Annotated in this window: 24 protein-coding genes; 20 read left to right on the top strand and 4 right to left on the bottom strand. The window is 71.0% G+C overall.

Going from position 1 to position 23,977, the window contains the following annotated elements:
• Window positions 1-88: 88 nt before the first annotated feature.
• Window positions 89-1,387 carry an IS701 family transposase gene (locus FRADC12_RS10245; RefSeq protein ID WP_045876480.1) on the bottom strand — a complete coding sequence of 433 codons (1,299 nt, stop codon included), beginning with the start codon at window positions 1,385-1,387 and terminating at the stop codon, window positions 89-91.
• Between the two features lie 143 nt (window positions 1,388-1,530).
• On the bottom strand, window positions 1,531-1,728 hold the full coding sequence (locus FRADC12_RS32120) for a hypothetical protein (RefSeq protein ID WP_045876479.1): 198 nt from the start codon (window positions 1,726-1,728) through the stop codon (window positions 1,531-1,533).
• A gap of 440 nt (window positions 1,729-2,168) precedes the next feature.
• Here FRADC12_RS32120 and FRADC12_RS10235 point away from each other — a divergent pair, with 440 nt between their 5' ends.
• The 5 genes from FRADC12_RS10235 to FRADC12_RS10215 all read left to right on the top strand — a co-directional run bounded on the left by FRADC12_RS10235 (window position 2,169) and on the right by FRADC12_RS10215 (window position 6,964).
• Window positions 2,169-2,873, top strand: a complete 705-nt coding sequence (locus FRADC12_RS10235) for a cytidylate kinase family protein (RefSeq protein ID WP_045876478.1) — start codon at window positions 2,169-2,171, stop codon at window positions 2,871-2,873.
• 54 nt (window positions 2,874-2,927) lie between these two features.
• Window positions 2,928-4,241, top strand: coding sequence for a B12-binding domain-containing radical SAM protein (locus tag FRADC12_RS10230; RefSeq protein ID WP_084010570.1), 1,314 nt, complete (start codon window positions 2,928-2,930; stop codon window positions 4,239-4,241).
• Between the two features lie 37 nt (window positions 4,242-4,278).
• Window positions 4,279-5,472, top strand: a complete 1,194-nt coding sequence (locus FRADC12_RS10225) for a DNA glycosylase AlkZ-like family protein (RefSeq protein WP_045876476.1) — start codon at window positions 4,279-4,281, stop codon at window positions 5,470-5,472.
• A 31-nt stretch (window positions 5,473-5,503) separates the two neighbouring features.
• On the top strand, window positions 5,504-5,842 hold the full coding sequence (locus tag FRADC12_RS10220) for a MazG nucleotide pyrophosphohydrolase domain-containing protein (RefSeq protein WP_052710805.1): 339 nt from the start codon (window positions 5,504-5,506) through the stop codon (window positions 5,840-5,842).
• A 297-nt stretch (window positions 5,843-6,139) separates the two neighbouring features.
• On the top strand, window positions 6,140-6,964 hold the full coding sequence (locus FRADC12_RS10215; RefSeq protein ID WP_045879372.1) for an alpha/beta hydrolase: 825 nt from the start codon (window positions 6,140-6,142) through the stop codon (window positions 6,962-6,964).
• Window position 6,965: 1 nt separating this feature from the next.
• Here FRADC12_RS10215 and FRADC12_RS10210 read toward each other — a convergent pair whose 3' ends face one another.
• Window positions 6,966-8,363 (bottom strand): helix-turn-helix domain-containing protein, encoded by a 1,398-nt coding sequence (locus FRADC12_RS10210; protein WP_232303714.1) that lies wholly within the window; start codon window positions 8,361-8,363, stop codon window positions 6,966-6,968.
• 362 nt (window positions 8,364-8,725) lie between these two features.
• On the opposite strand from FRADC12_RS10210, the gene FRADC12_RS10205 reads away from it, so the two are divergent.
• The 12 genes from FRADC12_RS10205 (at window position 8,726) to FRADC12_RS10150 (ending at window position 18,549) form a co-directional block, all read left to right on the top strand.
• Window positions 8,726-9,397 carry an AAA family ATPase gene (locus tag FRADC12_RS10205; RefSeq protein WP_045876475.1) on the top strand — a complete coding sequence of 224 codons (672 nt, stop codon included), beginning with the start codon at window positions 8,726-8,728 and terminating at the stop codon, window positions 9,395-9,397.
• A gap of 88 nt (window positions 9,398-9,485) precedes the next feature.
• The gene (locus FRADC12_RS10200) at window positions 9,486-11,036 is read left to right on the top strand and encodes a Rossmann-fold NAD(P)-binding domain-containing protein (RefSeq protein WP_045876474.1); all 1,551 of its coding nucleotides are present in this window, start codon (window positions 9,486-9,488) and stop codon (window positions 11,034-11,036) included.
• On the top strand, window positions 11,033-11,548 hold the full coding sequence (locus FRADC12_RS10195) for a hypothetical protein (RefSeq protein ID WP_052710804.1): 516 nt from the start codon (window positions 11,033-11,035) through the stop codon (window positions 11,546-11,548). Before FRADC12_RS10200 ends, FRADC12_RS10195 begins: the two co-directional genes overlap by 4 nt.
• Window positions 11,548-12,375 carry a methyltransferase gene (locus FRADC12_RS10190; protein WP_045879369.1) on the top strand — a complete coding sequence of 276 codons (828 nt, stop codon included), beginning with the start codon at window positions 11,548-11,550 and terminating at the stop codon, window positions 12,373-12,375. Before FRADC12_RS10195 ends, FRADC12_RS10190 begins: the two co-directional genes overlap by 1 nt.
• On the top strand, window positions 12,372-13,289 hold the full coding sequence (locus tag FRADC12_RS10185) for a hypothetical protein (RefSeq protein ID WP_045876473.1): 918 nt from the start codon (window positions 12,372-12,374) through the stop codon (window positions 13,287-13,289). Before FRADC12_RS10190 ends, FRADC12_RS10185 begins: the two co-directional genes overlap by 4 nt.
• A complete protein-coding gene (locus tag FRADC12_RS10180; RefSeq protein ID WP_045876472.1) occupies window positions 13,286-14,239 on the top strand; it encodes a GNAT family N-acetyltransferase in 954 nt (317 codons plus the stop codon). Before FRADC12_RS10185 ends, FRADC12_RS10180 begins: the two co-directional genes overlap by 4 nt.
• Complete coding sequence (locus tag FRADC12_RS10175; RefSeq protein WP_045876471.1) at window positions 14,236-15,123, top strand: SAM-dependent methyltransferase; 888 nt, start codon at window positions 14,236-14,238, stop codon at window positions 15,121-15,123. The genes FRADC12_RS10180 and FRADC12_RS10175 overlap by 4 nt, the downstream gene beginning before the upstream one ends.
• Window positions 15,124-15,193: 70 nt before the next feature.
• Window positions 15,194-16,108, top strand: a complete 915-nt coding sequence (locus FRADC12_RS10170) for a thiopeptide-type bacteriocin biosynthesis protein (RefSeq protein ID WP_045876470.1) — start codon at window positions 15,194-15,196, stop codon at window positions 16,106-16,108.
• Between the two features lie 49 nt (window positions 16,109-16,157).
• Entirely contained in the window at window positions 16,158-16,562 is a 405-nt protein-coding gene (locus FRADC12_RS10165; protein ID WP_045876469.1) for a hypothetical protein, read from the top strand.
• Window positions 16,559-17,296 (top strand): ATP-binding protein, encoded by a 738-nt coding sequence (locus FRADC12_RS28255; protein ID WP_052710803.1) that lies wholly within the window; start codon window positions 16,559-16,561, stop codon window positions 17,294-17,296. The genes FRADC12_RS10165 and FRADC12_RS28255 overlap by 4 nt, the downstream gene beginning before the upstream one ends.
• Window positions 17,293-17,574, top strand: a complete 282-nt coding sequence (locus FRADC12_RS10155) for a hypothetical protein (RefSeq protein WP_045876468.1) — start codon at window positions 17,293-17,295, stop codon at window positions 17,572-17,574. Before FRADC12_RS28255 ends, FRADC12_RS10155 begins: the two co-directional genes overlap by 4 nt.
• Window positions 17,575-17,688: 114 nt before the next feature.
• On the top strand, window positions 17,689-18,549 hold the full coding sequence (locus tag FRADC12_RS10150; RefSeq protein ID WP_052710802.1) for an SAM-dependent methyltransferase: 861 nt from the start codon (window positions 17,689-17,691) through the stop codon (window positions 18,547-18,549).
• A 38-nt stretch (window positions 18,550-18,587) separates the two neighbouring features.
• Here FRADC12_RS10150 and FRADC12_RS10145 read toward each other — a convergent pair whose 3' ends face one another.
• On the bottom strand, window positions 18,588-18,953 hold the full coding sequence (locus FRADC12_RS10145; RefSeq protein ID WP_045876467.1) for a hypothetical protein: 366 nt from the start codon (window positions 18,951-18,953) through the stop codon (window positions 18,588-18,590).
• 504 nt (window positions 18,954-19,457) lie between these two features.
• Here FRADC12_RS10145 and FRADC12_RS10140 point away from each other — a divergent pair.
• From FRADC12_RS10140 to FRADC12_RS10130, 3 genes are read left to right on the top strand one after another with little or no spacing between them, the layout of a single operon-like run.
• Window positions 19,458-20,708 (top strand): tyrosine-type recombinase/integrase, encoded by a 1,251-nt coding sequence (locus FRADC12_RS10140; protein WP_045876466.1) that lies wholly within the window; start codon window positions 19,458-19,460, stop codon window positions 20,706-20,708.
• Window positions 20,702-23,200: a tyrosine-type recombinase/integrase gene (locus FRADC12_RS10135; protein WP_084010567.1), complete on the top strand. Its 2,499-nt coding sequence runs from the start codon at window positions 20,702-20,704 to the stop codon at window positions 23,198-23,200. Before FRADC12_RS10140 ends, FRADC12_RS10135 begins: the two co-directional genes overlap by 7 nt.
• Window positions 23,197-23,571 (top strand): hypothetical protein, encoded by a 375-nt coding sequence (locus tag FRADC12_RS10130; RefSeq protein ID WP_052710801.1) that lies wholly within the window; start codon window positions 23,197-23,199, stop codon window positions 23,569-23,571. Before FRADC12_RS10135 ends, FRADC12_RS10130 begins: the two co-directional genes overlap by 4 nt.
• The last annotated feature ends 406 nt before the right edge of the window (window positions 23,572-23,977 follow it).

Genomic DNA, 23,977 nt, shown 5'->3' with positions numbered 1-23,977 from the left:
ATCGACGTGACCTCGTTGAGGAGGGGCAGGTTGCTGTCCGTGAGGAGCGCGATCGTGCAGGGCTAGTACGGCAGCCGTCGTTTTGTGATCAGTTGGGTTCGTGGTCTCGTCGGCGGTAGTGGCTGGCGCGGGCGTTGGTTTGGTGGCGGCGGCGCCAGGTGGACCAGTGCAGGATGTGGGCGAGGGTGGCCGCTGGTCGGGTGAGGGTGGCGGTGAACAGGCGGCGGATCTCGTTGACGGTGATGGGAAGCAGGTCGTCGGTGTGGGTGGGTTGGTCGTGTTCGTCGGCGGCGAGGACGGTGAGGAAGGCGTGCGCGAGCATGGCGAGCACGGTCCAGCGGTGCCAGGACGTCCAGCGGCGTAGCTGGTGTTCGTCGAGGGCGGTGAGTTCCTTTCCGGTCTGGAACGATTCCTCCACCGTCCAGCGCCGTCCGGCGACGCGGACGAGCGCGGCCAGCGGGACGGACCTGGGGGCGTGTGCGCGGTAGAACGCCAGCTCACCGGTGCGGCGGTTACGGCGGACGAGCAGCCAGTGCCGGCCGGGGAAGTCGCGGTCGTGGGTGTCGATCAGCGCCCAGTCGTAGAACCGCTGTCCTTTGGAGCCGGGGCCGGCGGAGATCCGCTGCCAGGAGCGGGCGGGGAGGCGGACGGCGAGTTCGATGGCCTTGCGCGGCCCGATCCCGGTCACGATCGTGTGGTCCTTCGCGATGGCCAGGACGTAGCCGACCCCGCGGCGGGCCAGCTCGCCGCGCAGCGCCGGGTCGTTGCCATAAACCTCATCGGCGGCGACCCAGCTCGCGGGCACGCCGGCGTCCAGCGCCCGGATGAGCAGACGGCGGGCCAGGGCGGGTTTCGTCGCGAACCCCACCGGATCGGGAACGCCCGCCGCCGCGCACCGGTCAGGGTCGGCGGTCCAGGACTTCGGCAGGTAGAGCGCCCTGTCGAGGAAGGTGTGGCCCCGGTCGGCGGCGTAGACGAGATAGACCGCGACCTGGGAATTCTCGATGCGGCCGGCGGTGCCGGTGTACTGGCGTTGCGTTCCGACGGTCTGGTCGCCTTTCTTCAGGTCGCCGGTCTCGTCGATGACCAGGACCGCGTCCGGATCGCCAAGCCGCTCGACGACGTAGGCGCGCAGGTCGTCGCGGACGGCGTCGGCGTCCCACACCGCCCGGGCCAACAGCCGTTGCATCCCATGCGGGTTGGTGTCGCCGGCATGCTCGGCGATGCTCCAGCAGTTCGTCCGCGACAGCCCCGCCATCAGCCCCAGCAGGAACGACGCGACCCGAGCGCGGGTCGCGAACCGCGCGAACCGGCCGCTGATCCGGCCCACAAGGACCTCGAACTCGGCCTGCCAACGATCACTGTCTATGCTGTGGCCCGCGGCCACCGGTAGATCTTCGAGAGTCGACACAACCCGCGACGATCAGCCGGTGGCCGTTCCATGTCTGCCCCGCCACGCCCCTCATGCCGGCCCGGCCACCCACCACGCGGACAGCTATCACAACTGATCACAGAACAGCGGCTGCCGTACTAGGTGCCGCCGCAGTGGGCGCATCTGCCGTCGGCGTCGAGGTGGGTGTTGAGGGCGCGAAGCGCGGTGGCCCGTAGCCGCTCGAACGACCCGATCTGTGGGTCGGCGCCCATCTCCTCGTCAGACATCTTGACCGTCGCCGTTCGGCGTCCAGCGGTCAGTGACCCGACTCGTGGCCGCTCCAGAGCCGCGCCCATGCCCTGATCCTGTCGGTCGTTCGATCGTCGAGCCCGGCCAGCAGGCACAGCGCCGCGCAGCGGGACGGTACTCGGCCATGGGAGGTCACCCTCCTCGGCGGAAATGCCCGGATGTTGCTTCGGGCATCTGACCTGGACGGCAGTTCGGTGGTCAATACATATCTTGCATATCGACCACTCGCTTTCGGCATAGCCTCTTCGCCCTCATGGGGCAACCATCGAGAAACGCGGCCCACCGTATGAAAGGGAGGGTGCCGTGTCGGTCTCGACTTTGCATGGCCATCTGATTGCGTCGGCGTTGCCTCGACGGGAAGTCGGTCATCGACCACCCTCTCGGCGTCCGTCGAGGTCCGGGTCTCGCTGTGACTGACCGGACCGGACTGGGCCGCCCGCCACCGGGCGACTCAGGCGCTACGGCCAGTAGAGCTCAGGTCTCCGGTGTGAACGTGGCGTTCGCGGGTCTTACCGCGGCAGGTAAGACGACGCACGCGCGGCTGTTGGCCCGCGAGCTGGGCTATGACTACGTGTCAGCGACCGAGGTGATGCTGGAAATTCTTGGGCTGGACGTCGCGGCCGGCGACGCGTGGTTTCAGCGGTACGACGAAATCCAGGCGGCCCGGGAGGGCGACGCCGCGGACGACGAGCTCGACCGGCGCCTGCTGGAGCTCGCGGCCAGCCGGCGGCGCACGGTGTTCGACACGTGGGCGCTGGCCTGGCTCGCTCCTGATCCGATCGTCCGGATCTGGATCGAGTCGGATCCTGCGTCGCGGGCGCGTAAGTGCCTGGTGTCCCAGACCCGTACCCGTCTGTCGTTGCCTGGCTGTGAGGCGCTGTGCCAGGAGAAGGACGAGCACACACGCGACTCGTTGCGCCGCCGCCGCGGTTTCGACCTGTTCACCGACCGGGACCGCTACGACCTGGTGCTCTGCAACTCGCATCTGATCCCGACCGCGGACCACGCCTGCGCCCAGCGGGGCATCGCCACCTTGGCGCCCGTCGTGCACCAGGCCGTGACCGCGCTACTGGAGCGCCCACACCTTGGCGAACTTGACCGGCTGGCGGACGTGTATCCGGCCGAGATCATCCGCATTGGCCGCCGCGTCTCCTCCGAGCCCTCCGACGACGCCAGTCGCGCGAGGTCTTGATTCCGCTGTCCCTCTCACCACGGCCAGCCCCTAACTGCACGGAGGTGTACCGGTATGCGTGTTGCCTTGCTGTATCCCGAGGTCTACGACATGGCGCGGTTTCGCGAGCGCCGGCGCGAGTTCCCGCCATTCGGGGTCCTCTACCTGGCCTCGGTGCTCGAAGGCGCCGGTCACGAGGCCGTGGTCCTCCAGATCCGGCCTGACCACCTGACCCTCGACTTGCGCGGCTTCGACGCGGTCGGATTCAGTGTCGCGTCGTCGGCGACCTACGGGTTCATGACCGCCGCCCGAGCGTCCAGCCAGATCAGCGAGGGCACGCTGGTGATGGTCGGGGGAGTGCACGCGAACTTCTATCCCAATGACGCGCTGCGCGACTTCGGGGCCGACGTTGTCTGTGAGGGGGAGTCGGAGGAGACGATCCTCGAAGTCCTCGACCGGGCCGTCGGCGGCGGCCCGGTGCGAGGTGTCGCGGGCACCCGTTGGATCGAGGACGGCGAGATCCGTCACGGCCCGCCGCGGGTGCTGATGCGGGACATCGACCAGCTACCGCTACCCGCCCGGCACCTGCTGCCGGTCGAGGATGTCGTGATGTCCGATCGGCTCGCGGGCCGCGACGTGGATATGGCCCATGTGATGTTCAGTCGGGGCTGCCCGTTCCCGTGCTCGTTCTGCGCGGCCGGCCAGACCCGCATCCAGTACCGTTCCGGCGCCAGCGCCCGCGCCGAACTGAGCGACCTCATCGACCGGTACGGCGTCGGCGGGTTCGCGATCGTGGACGACAACTTCGTCGTGAACAAGCGGAAGGTCGCCGACATCTGCGACGCGGTCGCGGACCTCGACCTGGCCTGGTCCGCGCTGTCCCGCGTCGACACCGTCAACCGAGCCCTGCTGAAGACGATGGCGGCCTCCGGCTGTATCGAGATCAAGTACGGCGTCGAGTCCGGGAGCGAGCAGCTCCTGCGTGCGATGCGGAAGAACACCACCCGCGACCAGATTAAAGCCGCGTTCGCCGCGACCGCGGACGCCGGGATCGGCGCCAAGGCGTTCATCATCCACGGCTACCCGGGCGAGAACCGGCAGACCACCGACGAGACGATCAGCCTGCTCGGCGAGCTAGGACCGTCGCTGACCCGCGTGTCATTGTTCAGGTTCACGCCGCTACCCGGCACCCAGGTCTACGCCGACCCGGCCCGCCATGGGCTTCGCGGCCTGCACACCCAGCCCGACTGGGACGGGGACTGGTCGAAGTTCCACATCCACCACAACGACCGGCACTGGTGGGGCAGCCCCGAGGACTGGGCCGAGCTCGACGACTCCTACCGGCGGCTGCGCGGCTTCATCGAAGACCACTGGGGCGCCCAGGGGTGACCGGAAACCCAGCCCCGGCCGCTGGTAGCGTGCCTACGTGATCAACCGGCGTCCGCGGACCGTCGGAACCGTCACCCTCACCGACGACCACGCCCGCCAGCTGTGGAACTGGACCCTGTCCCGCCAGGGCCTGCACCCCCGCGACCGCCTTACCGCGGCCACCGAGATCAGCCACGCGGCCCTCGGGCTACACGCCGCCCGCCTGCCATCGCCGTTCGCCACCGTCATCGCCCGCGCTACACGGCCAGACGCCGCACTCACGCTGCTCGACCAACCAGCCGGGCTGATCACGCTGCGCTGCATGCGCCGCACACTGCACACCCTGCCGGTCGACCTCGCCGCCGCGGCGCACCGCGCCACGATCCACTACCGGCTACGCGACGCCGCCCGCCGCGCCCACAACGCCGGTGTCACCGAGCAGCTGATCGACCAGCTCACCGCTTGCCTGCGCAGCCTGCTCGCCGACGGGCCGATGCCCTACCGGCAGATCGAGGCCGAGCTCGCAGCGGCCGGGACGGCCGCGGTCCGCGCCACGGTCAAGACCGCGTGGGAGACCGGCAGCCTCACCTACCTGAACGCCTCTGGCTGTTGGAACGCCGAACGCCGCCTGTTCGGCCTGACCAGCCAGCTCCACCCCGACCTCGACCTCGCCCTCGATCCGAAGACGGCGACCCGCCTCCTGATCCGCGCCTACGTGGATCGCTACGGGCCGGTCACGCTCGCCGACGCGACCTGGTGGTCGGCCCTCTCCCGCGCCGCCGTCGTCGACGCCCTCGACGACCCGGCCGTCGAGCTCCTCGAAGTCGCCACCCCGTGGAGCCCGTCACCCGCCTACATGCCCGCCGGGCGCTACGAGCAGTTCACCGCGGCGGACCCCGACACCTACAGCAGCGGGCTGCAGCTGCTCGCCCACGAGGACGTTGCCCTGAAGGCCTACGCCGAGACCCGCGCCCGCTACCTCGCAGACCTCGCCCCACGGAACGCCTTCAACCAGATCGGCGAGGCCCTTCCCACCGTCCTCGTCGACGGCGAGGTCCACGGCACCTGGACCTGGAACCCCGCCACCAGAACCGTCGTCCCGACACTCCTCCCCGGCCGGAGCAGCGCACGCCTGAACCGTCAGACCGCGCAGGCCGCCGACCAGCACACTGCGGCGCTACGCGCCGGCTGGCGCTCCGCCACCGCCCTCAAGACCGCCACCGACGCGGGCCAGCTCGCCCTCGCCATCTAGAACCGCCAGCCCGACGAAAGGACCTGCGAGAGTGCTGCCACTTTCCCCCGGCGCCACACTGGAAGACCTCCAGCGCTACGTAGCGAAGATGGAAGCCGAACGCGGCTTCACCGAAAGCACGGTGCACGACCAGACCTGGCGCCTCCTCGAAGAAGCCGGCGAACTCGCCCGCGCCGTCCGCAAGAACAACGGACAACGCTCCCCAGCCGGCCAGGTCACGGGCAGCATCGACGAGGAACTCGTCGACATCCTGATCTTCGCGTGCTCCATCGCCAACCGCCTCGGCATCGACCTCGCCGACGCGATCCGCGCCAAGGAAGCCCTCAACGAAACCCGCACCTGGCCCACCCAACGCCCCAACGTGACCTGAACACTGCCCCTGCCTGGCCCTAGATCAAGCTGCATGGAAGCGCGCTCAGGGCGTCGCGGAAGGTATGTACCTGCGAGGATGTCCGGGGTGGTCGCCCGCCATCCAGAGCCGCCTGGCCAATGAACAGACTGGCCATCGGGCAACCCTTGGCCGTCATCGCAGCGCTACGTAGCGCGGTCGATCCGTGGGAACGCATCCGCAGGGCACGGGGGCGCCGCCGCCGCCGTGTCTGCCTCCTTTTTGGCGGTATTGGCCTGCGACGATGGGTCGACCGGCCCGCGACGATCAGGGAGCATGATGACCGTTCACGAGACCGAGGTCGCGCTACGCGCGCTGGATGGCCTCACGCTGTCCGCCAGCATCACGCTCCCCAGTGAGCCTGCCCGTCAGGCTGCGGTCTTCGTACATGGCGGGGGAGTAACCCGCGAGGAGGGCGGGTTCTTCACCCGGGTCGCCGCCGGCCTCGCGGGGGCGGGCATCGCCTCGCTGCGATTCGATCTTCGTGGGCACGGGAAGAGCGAGGGTCGTCAGGAAGACTCGACGCTCACTGCGCACCTGAACGACATCCGCGTGTCGATCGATCGCCTGAGAGATGAATCCGGTGCTGTCATCCTGCATCTTCTTGGTGCGAGCTTTGGCGGGGGCCTCGCGGCCTACTACGCGGCGAAGCGGCCGGCCGAGGTCTCCCGACTCGTGCTGTTGAACCCTCAGCTCGACTACAAGAATCGGTACATCCAGCAGAAGCCCTACTGGATTGACGAACACCTCGACGCCGATGCGGCACACCAGCTCGAATACGACGGCTTTCTGCGTCACTCACCGACGGTCCGGCACGGCCGCGCCATGCTCAACGAGGTCTTTTGGATCCGCCCCATCGAGGTGCTCGGCGAGATCACCGCACCGACGGTGATCATCCACGGTACGGCGGACACCTTCGTGCCGATCGACGCGTCGAGAGCAGCCATCAAGCGTCTGACGGCTCCCCACCGGCTGGTCGAGATCGACGGCGCCCAGCACGGCTTCGCGGTGCACGACGATCCGAGCTACGCGCACCCGCGGAGCCAGGAATGGCAAGCGTCGGTGATCGGCACGGTCCGCGACTGGCTGCAAGCCCGCAACTGATCTATCCCTTGGCGTGCAAGGCCGAACGCAGCGCCTGCGGCCCCGGGTGGCTCTGCCATGGCGTCAGGATGCGGACGACACGCGCCACCTCGCACCTCGTGCGCTCCGAGCTTGTCGACCCCGCAAGGGTCAGCGCGAGGAGTGCTTCCTGCGAGGCGTCGTCCGGCTCGCCCGCAAGCGCACAAGCCACGGCCCTGCGCGCCCGGTAGTACGCCTCGTCTCGTTGAGCGAGTGTGCCCCCGGCGAGGACGTCGGCGAAGAACGCGGCAGCGAGCCGTGGCTTGCCGGCCTCGACGTAACAGCTCGCCGAGCGCAGACGCCAAGTCCCTTCGTCGTAGCCAGCGCCCAGCGGCGAGGTAGGTCCCTCGTCGGCAACCGCAAGTAAGGCGCGAGCCTCCTCCAGCTTCCGCTCGACCAGGTCGATCGGCTCGCCGGTCATCGCCAGCCCGCGGGCCTCCTGCTGGAGCACCTCGGCCCGGACCCGGCGCGGAAGCTGCCACGGACCCGCATACGCGGCCTGAGCCAGAGCCAAGACCTGACCCGCGTCCCGCTCGCTGTATGCCATCTGCGACTTACGGAGAAGGATGTACCCCTGCATCGGAAGATCCTGAGCGGCTTGCGCCCATTCCATTGCGCGGTCATACCAATAGCCGGCCGAAACTTGGTCGTGCAGGTCGCGGTACAGCCAGCCAGCGAACTCGGCAGCATCCGCGCCCACTGTGAGCAGGCCGCGGCGCAGACCTGAACGCGCGTCCCGTGCATGTCGGGTGACTACCTTCAGGATCGCCAGCACGGGGGGAAGCACCTGGGCGGGCCCAACTCTGCCGTCGTCGGCCTTGCACCGATCGAGCTCGCACACGATGGCGACGAGCCCGTCGCCATCCAGACGCAAATCGGTGTCGTCCCGGCGGGGCCTGGGATCGAGCAACCCATCGACGTGCGTCGCCGCACGAAACCGCAGTCCAGCTGGCGCGTTCGCGGTCTTGGCGGCGCGCGCCTGGGCACCGGGCTCACCTGACCCCGCTCGACCCGCGGAGCCGAGGCCACCATCCCAGGACCCATCGGTGCCTTCCGGCGAATAGGCCGGGTTTTGGTCGGTGGAGTCATCGAGCGTCGGTTCTCGAACGCGTGTTTCGCCGGGGAGGTCGAACCAGAGGAGGTGGGCGGGGATGTGGAGGGTGCGGCTGTAGTGGATGAGTTTGGTGAGTTCTTCGGGGGCGCGGCCGTTTTCGATGCGGCTGAGTTGGGCTTGGGTGAGTCCGAGCCAGCGGCCGACTTGTTCTTGGGTGAGCGGGCGCTGGTGGTGGGGGTGGGTGCGGTAGGCGTGGATGACGCGGCCGATGTGCCAGCTGGCGAGGGCGTCGCGGATCTGGTCGGTGTCCCAGAACCCGGCGGGCACGATCGGTGGCGCTGACTGGTTCTGGGCGCGTTGGCAGGGGCCGCAGTGGCGGCCGGGGTTGTCGGCGGCGAGTCGCTGGCCGCAACTCGCGCAGTGGCGTCGCGGGCGTGGGGTGGTCATCCCAGGCCGTCCCCCCGGGTCTATGCGCGGCGGTCGCGCGCGGTCAACAGACGAAAGCTAGCACTGCGGGTAGCGATGTCCATACGTCACGCGTATGCGGTTTATCGGTCCGTGGCATGGCCTTCGCGTTCCGCCGGGTCGACGCTCGGGACACAACATCCATCACCCCTGCCTGGGCGGGCGACGTCGGCAACCCGCCGCCGAGGCCGGGTGACGACGACGGCTGGAGGTGACTGACAGCGATGTCCGTCGTGGTCCCACTGTTGGGGCCGCCTGGGGTCGGGAAGTCGACGTTGGCGATCCGGCTCGGTGCGGCGGCGGGCTGTGTCGTGTTCCGGCTGCGTGAGCAAGTGCCTGCGGCCCGCCTTGAAGCAGCGGGGAGCGCCGGGGCGCTGGGGTGGATGGACGAGGCCACCGTCGCCACAGCGCTGGACCGCTACCTGGCGGAGATCACGCGGGCCGGGGCGGCACGCTGCGTCGTGTTCGACAACTTCCCGGGCACGCCAAGCCAGGTCGTCCTCCTGCTGGGCAGGCTCGCCGCCCACGCGCCCGCCTCGACGGTGGTGCCGGTCGAGTTGTCGGTGGATGCGGTGACGCTGCGTCGGCGGGCAGTCCAGCGGCGGGTGTGTCATCGGTGTGAGCGTGACCCTGCGCATGATCCTCGGCTGCCCGCGCAGCCAAGTCTTGCGGATCGGCAGCGGTGTGGCCGGTGCGGGGGAGTGCTGCATCCGCGCCGGGGGGACGCCCCGAGCCTGCTCGCGGCCCGCCTGCGGCGGTATCGGGACCAGGCGGCGGCTGTCCGCGGCGCGTTTCGCGCGGCCGGCATCGCGGTCGGCTCCTGTGACTGTGCCGCCAGCGTCGAGGAGACCGCCGCCGCACTGACCGCGCTCATAGCCGCGAGGAGTACCAGCTGATGATCCCCCCACTTTCCGCCGGCGCACATGGCTGGCTAGCTCAACGATCCGATGTGCGCAGGCCTGAGCGGACGTGGGGTGTTCTGCATTGAGCCCGCTTGCCGCCGAACCGATGATTGCGCCGCTGCTGGTGCCGGTGGGACGACGCGAACAGCCGGACCGCGAGACTGCCAGACGTGGCTGCGAGCAGCTCACCGTCCGCTGCCGTGCCGGCGTCGCGGACCTGGAGCGCCACCTCGACGAGGCGGCCGGCCGGGTAGTCACGATCGTGCCGGGCGCCCAGCTCGGGCAGTCGCTGCCCGGGACACGCGTTCTGGGGCTGCCAGGAAGCGGGGTCGCCGTGCTCGCGGCGATGACCGAGCCCGGCGACCTGGAATTGACGTTGACGGCCGCGATCCTCGCGCCGGGGGTGTTGGGGGAGCGGGAGCGCGGCCGGCTGCTGGCGGCTGTTGCCGCGCTGCCGTTCACCGAGGCCGAAATGGCGGGGTTGCACGCCGAGATGCAGTTGACCTCGGGGTTGCCCGGGTGGCAGCCGTCCGGGGTGCTGTCCGACGTGGCGCCGATGCTCGCGGTGCACCACATGACCGACTTCCTCGTGCTCGTCGACACGTTGCGCGCCCTGGGGGTCGACCCAGCGGCGATGACGGTCCTCGACAAGCGCTACGCCTACCAGCACACCCGCCGCGTCGACGCGCATCTGCGCGCGGGCGGGGTCACCGTGGCCGACTGGCGGGAGGCATCGCCAGCGATCGCCGAGCACTTCGCCCGCGCGGCCGACGCGGGCCGCCGGCCGGTCCTGATCGATGACGGCGGCTATCTGCTGCCGGTGCTGCTGGATGAGCATCCCCGGCTGGTCCGCGAGCTTCTCGGCCTGGTGGAGCAGACGACGTCCGGGATCGCGAAGCTCGCCCGGTTCGGCGCGCGGCTCCCGGTGCCGGTGTTCTCCGTCGCGGAGTCCCGGCTGAAGGCGACGATCGAGTCCTACGGTGTCGCGGACGCCGCGATCCGGAACCTGCTCGCGCTCGTCCCGCAGGAGAAGTGGGAAGGCAAACCCGCGCTGGTCCTTGGCTACGGCCGGATCGGCGAGCAGGTCGCTCGCGTGCTGCGTAGCCGGCGGATGCGGGTCGCGGTCCACGACAGCGAACTCGTCCGGCTCGTCGCCGCCCACGAGACCGGCTTCACCACCGGCCGTTCCGTGCGCCGCCTGCTCGGCGTGCATCAGCCGGTCCTCGTCGTCGGCGCGACCGGGCACACGTCGCTACGCGCGGATCACCTCGACGCGCTGCGCGGGGACTGCTATCTCGCGAGCGTCACCTCCCGCGGCCGGGAGCTGGCCCTCGACGAGATCGCCGACGACGCCACCACCCTCGCCGGCCCGGACGGACTGCGCTACCGACTGGCCTCGGGTGTGACGGTGACGGTGCTCGCCGATGGCTTCCCGCTGAACTTTCACCACGCCGAGTCGCTGCCGAACAGCTACGCCGACGTCGTGATGGCTGCCCTTGCTCTCGGCGCGGTCACGCTGTCCGCGCACCGCGACGGCTACCCGGTCGGTCACCAGGTGGCGCTGACCGACAAGATGCTGGAGTCCAGCGGTCTGCTGGAGCGGTACTACGCGCTGCACGGACCCGCGACGTGACCGCCCTTCGCACCGAACCGGTGTTCCCGCTGCCCGGGGCGTCGCCGTTGGCGGCCCGCTTCGTCAGGCATCTCCGCGAGATCCGCGGCCGGCTCGCGCTACCGACCGGGTACGTCGCGGTCCGCCGGCCAGCTTGGGGCGAGCTGGCCGACGACGACCTGGTGTGGGTGGCCCACCTGGTCGCGACGATCGACGCGTCCGGGCGGATCGGGGACAGGGCTGTCTGGGAACGTCTGCCGGCCGCCGGTTACCGCGCCTGGCTCGCCGGCGCGCCTGTGCCTGATCGGGCTGTGCTTGAGGCCGCTGTGCCGGGCCTGCTGCGGCTGCGCGCTGTGCACCGCGAAGGCCGCCTGCCCGAGCTGGGTCTGACTGATCTCGCCGCGCTGCTCGATGGCCGGTACCTGTCTGCCCGGATCGCCCACCAGCATCCGCAGGTCGTCCTCGCCGCCGTGGCCCGTGCCGCCGCGCACCGTCCCTCGCTGCCCCATCCCCGTCTGACGGAGTCGTGCTGATGACCGCACCCGGATCCCGCCCTGGCGACAACAGTTGGGTACAGGGCGCTGTCGAGCACGCCCTCGCGCCCAGCTACCAGGCCCACACCGCGACGCTGCGGGGCGTCGTCCGTCAGCGCTTGGTTACGCGCGCGCTGCTCGCGCACCTCCCGACCCCGCCGGGACGGATTCTCGATGTCGGCGGTGGGGAGGGCACCCAGGCCGCCGCGCTCGCCCGGCTCGGCTATGAGGTCACGATCTGCGACCCGGACCCGGCGATGCTGCGCCAGGCCGACGAGCGGCTGTCCGCCGGCGACGCGGCCGTCCGCGACCGGATCACGCTGGTCTGCGGCGACGGCCATGACGCCGCCTCCCTTGTCGGCGGCGGCTGGGATGGCGTGCTGTGTCACGGCGTGCTGATGTACCTGACCGACCCGGCCGCCTTGCTGCGCGTCCTGGCCGAGGTGACCGGGGCCGGTGGGGTGATCTCGGTCGTCGGGAAGAACGGCACCGCGCTCGCGCTGCGCGCGGGGCTGCAGGGCCGCTGGCACGACACCCTCAGCCTCCTCGACGAGGAGCCGCACGCCGCGGGCACGGCGACCGAGATCGGGAACCTCGGCGTACGCAGCCGCGGCGACGACCCCCGCCAGATCCAGGACCTCCTCGCCGCTGCAGGCACGGAGCCTCTCGCCTGGTACGGCATCCGCATGTTCACTGCCCATCTCGGGGACACCCCACCCGGCCCCGATCTCGACACCGTGGTCGAGGCCGAGTGGCGCGCTGGGGAACGTGACCCGTACCGGGGAGTCGCCCGCCTCTTCCATCTGATCCACCAGCGCCGGCCATGACCGTCGACCGCCCCTCGACGGTCGAGGTCGACCCGGCCCGACCTGCGCAGACCGGGCAGCCACGCCGGCCTGCCGGGCAACTCCGGCAGGCGCGGCGCACCTGCGCGGCGGGCTGCTTCGGCTACCACGCGGCCTGGCCGGCCTGCCGCCGTCTCGGGATCAAAAGCCATCCCGGCTGGCACCGCGACTTCCTGACGGCAGCCCTGACCAGCCATCCGGCCGCGGCGACCCGACCGCTCGACATTGTCCTCGCTGGTGCCGCCGATGACCGCATGTTGACCACCCTCGCCCAGGTCCCGCTCGACTACCCGCCGCGGTTCCACCTGATCGATCGCTGCCCCACGCCGCTGGCCCGTAACGCCGCCATCGCGAGCCGGCTCGGCCTGCACCTCACCACCGACCAGCGAGACCTTCCAGGGCCGCCAGGGGAGAAGCGGTTCGACGCGCCGTTGGGGTTGCCGGCGGCCAGCGCGGATCTCGTCGTCACCGACGGGCTGCTCTCGCTGCTGGCGTCACGAGCCGCCGTGACCGGCGTCCTCGCTGAGGTGACCGGCCTGCTGCGGCCGGGCGGCCGGTTCTGCTACACCACGCGGCTGACCGCCCGTCCCGGCCAGCGCCTCGAATACGACCGGACCGGACGGCTCCTACAGGCCGCGATCACCCTGAGCTTCCTGCCCGCTCCGCCTGCCGGCCGCTGGGACGCCGCCCGCCGGACCTGGTCACGGCCCGCGCGCACCGCCGCGTTCCGCAGCGCTGATGACCTGTTCGACGCTCTCGCCGCCGCCGGCCTCACCATGACCGACGTCCACGTCCGGCGCCCGCCGTCGGTCCTGCTCGCCGCGCACCCACGCCGCCTGTCCGCTGGGAGCAAGATCGTGCGACTCCGCGGCGACGTTCTCCCGGATCGTCGATGACCGTCACCTTCAGCGTCTACCAGGCGGGCTGCGGGCTGGAGGACGAACTCGCCCGGTTGTGCTCCCAGGCCCTCCACGGCCGGACCGACCGACGGCCGGTCACCGCTGACCTGGTCGCGTCCCGGCTCGCCGCCGGCGCGGGCCAACCGGTGACCCTCCTTGCCGCGGTCCGTGACCCCGACCGCCGGCTGATCGCCGCCGCCGCGTTGCGCTGGCCCTACGTCCGCACCGGCATCGGCCGGCTCTGGGGACCCGTCGTCCACCCCCACCGCCAAGGCCACCGGCTGGGCACCGGCCTGCTCGCCGCCATCAGCCAGCGCTTTGGCGATCCCAGCGGGCTGCCGGCCGTCACCACGACCGAGATCCCCAGCGCGGCCACCGCCGCGCACGCCCTGTTCACCCGAGCACGCTGGGCCCGCCTCGACGGCCCACTGCTACTACGCGGCCCGATCCCTCCCGACCTCGGCACCCCACCACCCGCGGCGGTCCACACCGCGCAGACCACCACGCCAACAGACCTGGCCGCACAGATCAGCAGGCTCTACGCCGCGACCTACCCCGACCACGACCCCCGCACCGCCCACGACACCCTGCGGCGCTGGAGCACCGACCACCGCTACCACCCCTCGGGACTCCTGCTCACCGGCTCCGCCGACCAGCCCACCGCCGCGGCCCTGCTCTACCCGCTCACCAACCACCACGTCGACGACGAGCCGTCGGAGCTACTCATCGCCGACCTTCTCACCGACCGGTGCCTTACGGCCGTCGAGCAGTTCACTACCTGCCGCGATCTCGTACGCGCAGCGCTTCTCCATGGCGCCGGGCACGGCGCGACCGTCGCCCGCGCTGTCCTGCCCGCCCACCGGGCCCAGGCCATCGCAGCGCTCGACGCCGCCGGCGTGACCCGCCGCGATCGCTTCACCCTCTACACCCCGCCCACAACGTCATGACCGACACGCGAAGGACCGCGGAAACAGTGATCCTGAACGAATCCGAGCAGCGGCGCTCTCCTGTCGATCTGCGGACGGATATGCCGCACTCGGCGCGGATGTATGACTATTTCCTCGGCGGCAAGGACAATTTCCCCGCCGACCGGGAAGCCGCCGAACAGGTCCTGGACGAGTTCCCACAGGCCAGAACCGTGGCCCTGTCAAACAGGGCCTTTCTGCGCCGTGCCACCAGGTTCCTCGCGGCCGAGGCGGGAATCCGCCAGTTCCTCGATATCGGTACTGGCATTCCGACGTCGCCCAACCTGCACGAGGTCGCGCAGAAAATCGCGCCGGAAACGCGGGTCGTTTACGTCGACAATAATCCCATTGTTCTGGCGCACGCCCGCGCCCTGTTGACCAGCGACCCGGAAGGGAGAACCGCCTACCTGGACGCGGACCTCCTCGACCCCGCGACGATCCTCAACTCTGAGGAGGTCATGGGCACCCTGGACCTGACCCGCCCGGTCGGCCTGTCCCTGATCGCGGTCCTGCACTTTTTGCCCGATGACACCGACCCGTACGGCCTAGTCGTCAAGCTGCTGGACGCGCTGGCGCCCGGTAGCTATCTGACGGCCACGCACGCCACCGCTGACTTCGCTCGGGAACAAGCCGACCAGGCCGCCGAGATCTACCGAGCCCGCGGTATCCCTGCCCAGGCGCGTAGCCGTGCCGAGGTCGAGTTCTTCTTCGACGGCCTGGACCTGGTCGCCCCGGGGATCGCCCTGGCGCATCGCTGGCGGCCCGACCTGACAGACGACGTCGCCGAACGCCCCGCTGACGGTGCGGACATCGGGCTGACCGACGTGGACGTGTCCTGCTGGGCGGCAGTCGGATGGAAGCCCTAAAACCCGTCGCCTCGCCCTCGTTCCCGAGCCCGTTCGTCGATATCCCGGGGGACCTGTGACTGCTCAACGTTTGCCTGACGCGTCGCCGGAACAACTCGTCGAGGCCGTTCACGCCGCGCTCGCCGGCGGCGAGGTATCCGCGATCGCGGCCAGCTACGGCCTGCCCGCCGACCAGCTCGAGGCCGCGCTCACGACGTATCACGCGGCGGGGACGGCGGCGGTGACACGGTCGACGGACCGCTGGTACACGACCCGGTTGGCTTTCGCCGATCAGCGGCGCGCGGAGAAGACGATGGCCACCGTGGTCGGCCCGCTGTTGGACACGTTGTGCGTCGGGCCGATGCCGGTCGACTGGTGGTTCACCCGCCGGGAGAGTGACTGGCGGGTGTACCTGCGTCATCCGGACCCGGCCGTGCTCGGCGTGTTCCTGCATGACCTGGGCAGAGGGCGGCCTGTCGCGGCGACGCAGCCGCTGGTCCACGACCCGGACATGCGGCCGTACGGCGGGCCGGCTGGTCTGGCGATCGCCTACCAGCTGTTCGTCGCCGAGAGCCACGGCATCCTGGCCTACGCGCGTTCCAGTCTGCCGCTGGAACGCCGCGATCTGTCGATCCTCGTGGTGGACGTGCTGCTGGCCGCGGCGGGCCTGAGCTTCGTGGCCCGCGGTGGCGTCTACGCGCAGGCAATCGCCCTGGGACGTCACAACGAGGCGGTCGAGCCTGCGGGCGCCCGGATGCTGGCCGCGAAGCTGCACGAGGTCCTTACTAACCCGAACGTGCGCAAGGCGGCTGCCGTCGGGCCCTGGGCGGATGCCTGCGTGGCCGCGGGGGGCCAGTTCGCGGCGATGGACGCTGCCGGGCTGCTGTCGCGTGGGCTGATCGACGTGTTGGCGGCTGTCGTGCGGGCGCAGTGGGCGCGCCTCGGGTTGTCCTCGACCGTGCAGGCTGTCCTCGCTCTCGCCGCGCACGACGCCTACGGCCAGTGAAACCCGGCGGGCACCAACCCGACCAGCAACCGAATGGGAGGAGCGACCTGTGATCGTGAAACTGGATCACGCGAGCGGCGGTGAGATCGAGGCGCCGGTGTCCGATGACCGTGGCGTGGCAGCTGTTGATGTCGCCCGTGGCCTGCTGGCGGTGGTGCCCGGGGTGATCCGGGTGCGGGTCTGGGACCAGGGGCTTGGCTTCTATGGTGAGCCGTCCGCGGACGAGACCCACGACAGCGCAGCCGGGTCGGAGGCCGTGGACGAGGACCGCCGCCGCGCCCGCGAGGCGCTGGCCGCGGAGATCGCCGACAGCCTTTCCGCGGCGTTGCTCGCCCTGGCGATTCCCCGGCCGCGCCCGCCGTCCTGGGTTGGCGTCTGGCGGTTGGCTGCCGCGGCTGGGGGCGGTGGCTGGCCGTTTCGGGCGGTGCGCCTCGACGAGCTTCCGTCCGCGTGAGCGGCACCCTGGCCTCGGCCGTGCCGGTCGCCCCGATCGCGGCGGCCCAGTTCCCCCCGACCACCGAAGCCATTCCGCGGATACGCGCGAGCACCGTGGCGACCCTCACCGGCTGGTCCCTGGACCCGGAAGCCGTCGAGCTCGCGGAGATTGTCGTGGCCGAGTTGGCCACGAACGCTGTGCGCGCAAGTGGGCCTGGGGATGAGTTCGTGGCGGTCCGGCTGTCTGTGACGGGCTGCATGGTCACCATCGAGGTCTGGAACCGCGACGACAGCACTGTTCCGTCCGTGACCCGTCCCGACCCGGACAGCGAGACCGGCCGTGGTCTGCTGATGGTCGAGGCGCTGTGTAGCCGATGGTCGTGGTACCGGACGCCGTCGGGCGGCGTCGCCGTGTTGGCGCAGTTCCCCGGCCGGCTGCTGCCGGTCCCGCGTGGCGGTGCCGATGAGCCGCCGATGCCGACCCGGCGGCCACAACCCGTGGACGAGCCGCTGATGCCCCTGACCGTCTACACGGGCTACAGCACCGACCCGGCGGTCATCACCCGGGTCTGCGCGCGCCTACGAGCGCTCGACGACTGGCCCCACCCCGCCGGGCAAGCGCCGGTCGGCCCGGCGCCCGTGAGCAGCGCGACCGACTCGGGCCACCGGTCTGATCTGCCGTGCGCGGATCGGACAGACACGCAGGCGCTCAGTCGCGAAGCGGCCGGAACCGGTGGGGGTGGTGTCCGGTGACGACCGTCCTCGCCCTCGCCGTGGGATCCAGCCACGGTGTGATCGTCGCTGCCTGGCGGGTCGCGGCGGCCCGTGGCCCGCGATCCGTGCGGCACCGCTGGGCCGGCTGTGCGGCGGTCAGCGGTCTGCTGCTCGCGGTCGCCAGTGCCCAGGTCGGTACCCCGGGCGGTGAGGCGCTGGGCGTCGCGGTCGGGGTGGCAGCTCTGGGGGACTGGTGGCGCACCCGGCCGCCACGCACCCGTCGGCGGCGGCGAGCCCCGGCGCCCACAACGCCCTGACTCCGGCCACCGGCTGCCGCGCCCATCGGGCTTCCGCGAAGCCGCGAGGCATCTCACGGGCGTAGCAGCAACCCGACCGTTCCACTCTTCCCGCACTGTCTTGGAGCGCACGTCATGCCACCGGCACGTCTCGTCCCTGGCCCGATCGACGGTCTGCCGCGCCGACCGGTCCCGGAACGCCCCTGGGACGTCAGCCTCGATCAGGTCACCTCTGCCGGGATCTGCGACTACCTCCTGGACGGCAAGGACCTCCTCACCGTCGACCGGGTCGCTGGGGAACAGGCCCTCGCGGTGTTCCCGAGCCTGCGGGCCAGCGTCCGGGAGAACCGTGCCTTCGCCCGCCGGGCCGTCGCCTACATCGCCCAACTCGGGTTCCGAACGTTCCTCGACGTGGGGATCGGCTTCCCGGACCGCCCGCCTCTGCACGAGGTCATCCAGGACATCACCCCGGACACGCGGGTGATCTACGTCGACAACGACCTACGAGTCCTCCTGCACGCCCGCGCGCTGCTGAAAGGCCGCGCGACCCAGCGGATCGAGTACCTCGACGCCGACCTGCGCGACCCCTGGCCCCTCGTGCGCCGTATCGAGGACGAGGCTTTCTGCTACCCCGACCAGCCCATAGCCCTCAGCCTCACCGGCATCCTGCACCTGCTTCCCGACGCCGACGACCCGCACGCGATCGTCGCCGAGCTGCGCGCCGCGCTCCCGGCGGGCAGCGCGCTGATCCTCAGCCACCTCACCGCCGACGCAGCCCCCGACCAGGTCGCTGCCCTCGCCACGACCTGGCAGGACGCCGGCCTCACCATCCAACCCCGCAGCCGCGACGAGATCGCCCGCTTCACCGCCGGCCTGGACCTCCTCGGCACCGGGCTGACCTCCTGCCACCGCTGGCAACCCCCGGGCACCCGCCCAAGTCGCAGGACCACCCGCGACGCCCAGGTCAGCTGCTATGCCACCGTCGCCCGCACCTAGACTCCGCCGCCGCGGGGCGGCGCATCTCAGCGCCAGTGTCACTGATCGCCATGCCAGGGCTCCGTCATCATGGGCGGCGCGGCCGTGCCTGTGCCCTGGCCGACGGTTGGCGACGACGCCGTCCGCCCACCGGTCACGGTCGGATCAGGGGCTCGCCCCTGGCGTGACCGGGGCGGGCCGGCAGGCTCGGCTGCGAGCGGGTTCACCAGTTCCGCTGCCGGTGGGATGTCGAAGACGAGCGGGCTGACGAGATGGCGAACCAGGTTGTTGCGACGCGCGAAGGCCTCGGCGGCGTGGGGTGACTCGAACGCGACGTACACCACGGCGTTACCGGCTTCGCTGGCAGCGGTGAGTTCGGGGTCAGGGAGGCTGACGACGGCGTAGACCTGGGCGGGTGTGGTCATTCGAGGTCTCCTTGAGAGATCGAATCTCGACGGCGACGGCGACGGGGGCGGTTCCGTGCCGGCGACTGCGGGTCGCCCGGTAGGCGACGGCTCCAGACCGTCGGTGGCATTGACCGATAGGACTTCGGCAGCGGTTGGGGCGGGTGGCCTACGTCGGGCCGTGCCTGACCCGCGATGGGCATGGCATATGGCTTGCGGGGTGGGCCGGCGATTAGTCATCTGGTCGGTCGGCGCGGGTGGTGGGCGGCCCGTCCCCGCCCCTTGATGGGTCAGACGGGCGGCCCCGGCCAGCCGGCGAACAGGTGGCTGGGACCGGGCCAGGTAAGGGCGTGGTGGGGGTCGGTGAGCTCCCACACGACTCGTTGCTGCACGGCGGGGCCGGCGACGACTGTGATGAGGTGGGGAATGATGACGGCGCCGTCCTGCCCTGGTTAACCGAACTAGCGGAGATCGCTGATCTCCTGATGCGACAAATATCCGGGTTGTGCCCTACGGTCGCCCCTCATGGATGGATCAGTTGAGGGCGGCGGGGACCTGGCCGGGTTACAGGTCCCGCTGGTGGGGGCGTTGCGGGCGACGGGCTCGCTGTTCGACCCGTTCGAGTTGGTGGACGCAGCTGGCGAGCGGGTCGGCGCGGTCACGGAGTTCCTGCGGGAGTTGCAGGGGCGGGGCCGGGCGGAGGGCACGCAGGAGTCCTACGGGAGGGACCTGCTGCGCTGGTTCCGGTTCGTCTGGGCGCTGGAGGTGCCCTGGGCGCAGGCCACACGGATCGAGGCCCGGGACTTCGTGCGCTGGCTGCAGGTCGCGGATAAGCCGCGGCGGCCACACTGGCGGACTGGCGCCGTCCCCGCGCCGGGGGCGGTGGCTCCGGGGACGGCGAACGCGGTCACGGGCCGGCGTTCGCCCGGGGTGAAGTACGCGGCGTCGACTGTGGCGCACACCGAGACGGTGGCGCGGGAGTTCTATGACTACCACCTGCACGCCGGCTCCGGGCCGGTCGTGAACCCGTTCCCGCTGGCCCGGCCCGGCCGGCGGGCGCACGCGCATCACAACCCGATGGAGCCGTTCGGCCGGGAGCGGGCGGGGCTCTACCGGCCGCGGGGGGCGCGGCGGGTGCCCAAGCAGATCCCGGACGGGATGTTCGACGAGTTGTTCGCCCGGCTGCGTTCGGACCGGGACCGGGCGCTGCTGGCGTTCTGGGTGTCGACCGGGGCGCGCGCTTCGGAGCTGCTCGGCCTGACGGTCGCGGATGCGGATCCGGGGTGCCAGACGGTGCGGGTGGTGCGCAAGGGCAGCCGGGCGGTCCAGCCGCTGCCGGCGTCGACGGATGCGTTCGTGTGGCTGCGGCTCTATCAGGCCCGGACCGCGGGCCTGGTGCCGGCCGGGCCGGATGACCCGGTGTGGTGGACGCGGCGTGCGCCGGTGCGCCCGCTGGGATACGACGCGGCGCGGGCGATGTTCGGCCGGGCGAATGGCCTGCTGGGCGCGAACTGGACCTTGCATCATCTTCGGCACACGGCGTCCTACCGGATGGCCCGGGACCCGCTGATGCCGCTGACCGACGTGCAGTGGGTTCTCGGCCACGCGCACCTGACGACCACGCAGATCTACGTGAACCCGACGGCGGAAGACGTGGTCGAAGGGGTGCTGGCGCACCATCGCCGCCGGGCGCAGGGGCCGCTACCTCCGCCGCCCGGAACGGGGGGCTACCGGCCTGAGAGCCTTGAGGTGCTGTTCGGCGGCCGGGCATGGTGAGCATCGGCCAGGACACCCGGCCCGTTCTGGCCCCGGCCGGGGCACGGCGGGGGGGCTCCGCGGATCTGCTCGGCCGGTTCCCGCCGCGGTCGGTGGCAGCCGGGTGGGAGACCACCGCGCTGGCCCGCGAGGACCTGATGGATCTGCTGCTCGCGCCGCCGTTCACGGTGGTCGGCAACCGGTCGTCGCGCTACAGACGCCGACGGGGGCTGGAGAAGTTCCTGGACTGGTTGTCGCAGTTCCCGGGCGGGACCTGGCAGCAGCGCTGGGAGGCCAGCCCCGCCGCCGAGGACGGGCACCTGGCCTGGCGGCCGGATGCCGCGCGGTGGCTCATCGAGACCGGCCGGGGCACGATGGCCCCGGACGAACTTGAGCCCAGCCTCACCGCCGGCGTCAGCCAGATGATCTACGGTGACGCGCTGCGGCCGGGCCTTTCCTGGCTGCTGTCGTGCTCGGTGACGTTCGCGTGGGGCCTGGATATCCCCCGGCTGCGCGACCCCGCGGGGTTCGCGGAACTGCGGGCGCGCGCGGCCGCCAGCGGCCTTGCCCAGATCGGGCAGGCCAACGTGGTCCAGTCGGTCGCGTTCCTGGTCGTGGCCAAAGGCGGCGTCGTCGCCGACATCACGGTCGGGGACTGTCTCGAGCTGATCGAGACCCGCCCCGCGGTCTGCAACCCGGCCGTGGGGCGCAGCAACAGAGGGACCAGCTTCTACCAGGTCCTCCACGGGATGGGGCTCTTCCCTGCCGGGGCGCCGACGACGCTGCGCATGCTCAACCCCCGCTACCACGGGCAGCTCTCATCCGCCGAGCTGATCGACCAGTACGCGCTGGCTTGTCAGCCGGTCCGCGATCTGCTGGCTGGCTACCTCGAGGAACGCCGCCCCGGCCTGGATTACAACACGCTGCGGCAGATCGCCAACCACCTCGGCAAGCTGTTCTGGAAGGATCTGGAGACCCACAACCCCGGCCTCGACTCGCTGCACCTGCCGCCCGATGTCGCCGCGGCCTGGCAGCAACGGCTGACGACCAGGCCACTGCCCGCGCCCGGCGACGGGGCTGCGCCGGCCACGACCGCCCGGCTCTCCGCCACGGCCACCCTGGTCGTGGTGCGTGCGTTCTACGCGGACATCGCCCAGTGGGCGCTCGAGGACCCCCGCTGGGTCCCCTGGGCCGTGCCCTGCCCGGTCCGCATCGACCAGCGGGCGGTGGCGAAGGAGAGACAGCGCGTCAAGTCACGGATGGACCAGCGCACCCGCGAGCGGCTCCCTGCCCTGCCGACCCTGACCGCCACCGCGGCCCGCCGGCTGGCAGGCGCCCAGGCGCTGCTCGCCGCGGCGTCGGCGGCCGAGCCCGGCGCGCTGTTCACCGCCGGTGAGATCACCTTGCGCCGCTCCAAGGCCAAGGCGTCGTCCCGGGTCTGGGCCACGGACCCGGGCGCCACCCGCCGCCGCCGCGACCTGACCGGCGGGAACGACAAGGCGTTCTTCACCTGGGCCGCCATCGAGGTCCTGCGCGCCACCGGCATCCGCATCGAGGAACTGACCGAGCTGTCCCACCACAGCCTGGTCCAGTACCGGGTCCCGGGCACCGGGGAACTGGTCCCCCTGCTGCACATCGCCCCGTCCAAAGCCGACATCGAGCGGCTGCTCGTCGTCTCGCCCGAACTCGCCGACGTGCTCGCCGCCCTCATCCACCGCGTCCGCGGCACCAACGGCACCGTCCCGCTCGTCGAGGCCTACGACCCCCACCAGCGCGACTGGCAATCGCCCATGCCCACGCTGTTCCAGTGGCGCGTCGGCGCCGACCCACGTCCGATCTCCATCGCCACCATCCGCGAATGGATCAATGATGTGCTAGCCGGCACCGGCCTGACCGACGCCGGGGGCGAACCGCTGCGGTTCGCCCCCCACGATCTCCGAAGGATCTTCGCCACTGACGCGATCATGAACGGGATGCCGCCGCATATCTGCCAGCTGATCCTGGGACACAAGGACATCAACACCACGATGGGCTACAAGGCCGTCTACCCCGAGGAAGCCATCAACGGCCACCGCGCCTTCATCGCCCGCCGCCGCGAGACGCGCCCCTCGCTCGAGTACCGCACCCCGACCGACCAGGAATGGGACGAGTTCCTCGGCCACTTCGAGCGCCGCCGCCTCGAACTCGGCGACTGCGGCCGCGCCTACGGCACCAGTTGCATTCACGAGCACAGCTGCATCCGCTGCCCGATGCTGCGCGTCGACCCCGCCCAGCGCCACCGCCTCGTCGAGATCCGCGACAACCTGCTCGCCCGCATCACCGAGGCCCAGGCCCAGGGCTGGGCCGGCGAGGTCGAGGGTCTCAAGGTCAGCCTCGCCGCCACCAACAACAAGCTCGCCCAACTCGAACTCGCCGCCGCCCGCCGCGCCGGCGGTGCCAACCTCGGCATACCCGCCTTCCGCGACGTCGCCGCCGGCACCGTCACTCCCGGCCTCGGAGGAAAGCCCTCATGAACCTCGCTCCGCTGTCGGAGATGCTGCGCGCCGGCGCCCGTGGCCTCCTGACCGAGGCCGCCGCCGTCGACATGCTCATTACCCACGCCCACTGGCTCGACCGCGCGGACTTCACCGATTTCGTCGTCACCATCCAAAACGTCCTCGACCCGACGGAGCAACTCGCCATCGTCGACTGGCCCGCCGCCATCAGCGCCCTCGACGCCGGCGCCCTACCCTGCTCCACCGGCGAACGCCACATGCTCCGCCTCGCCGCCAGCCTCGCCGACCAGGCCACCGTCCGCCTCGGCGACGCCGTCACCAGCCTCGACGACACCAACCGCCAGAACCTCATCCAGGCGATCAACCGCACAGCCAGCGACAAGTGGTAGCTGAAAATTACTAAAGGTAGTTGGTTCGGAGAACCAGGCGCAGCGTGGCCGTGTCCCGCAGGTCACGACCGGCGCTGGATTTGCTCGACGGCGTTTGGCGAGCACCTCGGCGACCGCGAAGGCGAGCCGGGTCTGGGCCGGCGAGGCCAGCTGTGGGCATAGCACCAGCAGGCGAGGCCGCAGGCTCTGAGCGAGTGTCCGCGCGGTGGCTTCCGGGGTGCCTCTGGCGTCCACGAACTCGGGCAGGTCGGGAAACCGGCCGGAGTTCATGGCCGGCAGCAGCACCCCGTCGACGGCTGGCAGCGTGAACGACGCCAGCTTGACGGCGATCATCCCGTCGGGGCCGCCGTCGATATCGATCATTGTTGGCATGGGGGTTCTCCGATCCTGGCGCTGCGCGACGTCC

The organism is Pseudofrankia sp. DC12 (assembly GCF_000966285.1).
Taxonomy (GTDB): Bacteria; Actinomycetota; Actinomycetes; order Frankiales; family Frankiaceae; genus Pseudofrankia.
The sequence above is the reverse complement of the archived record's forward strand: the minus strand, read 5'-3'. Positions and strand labels throughout refer to the sequence as shown.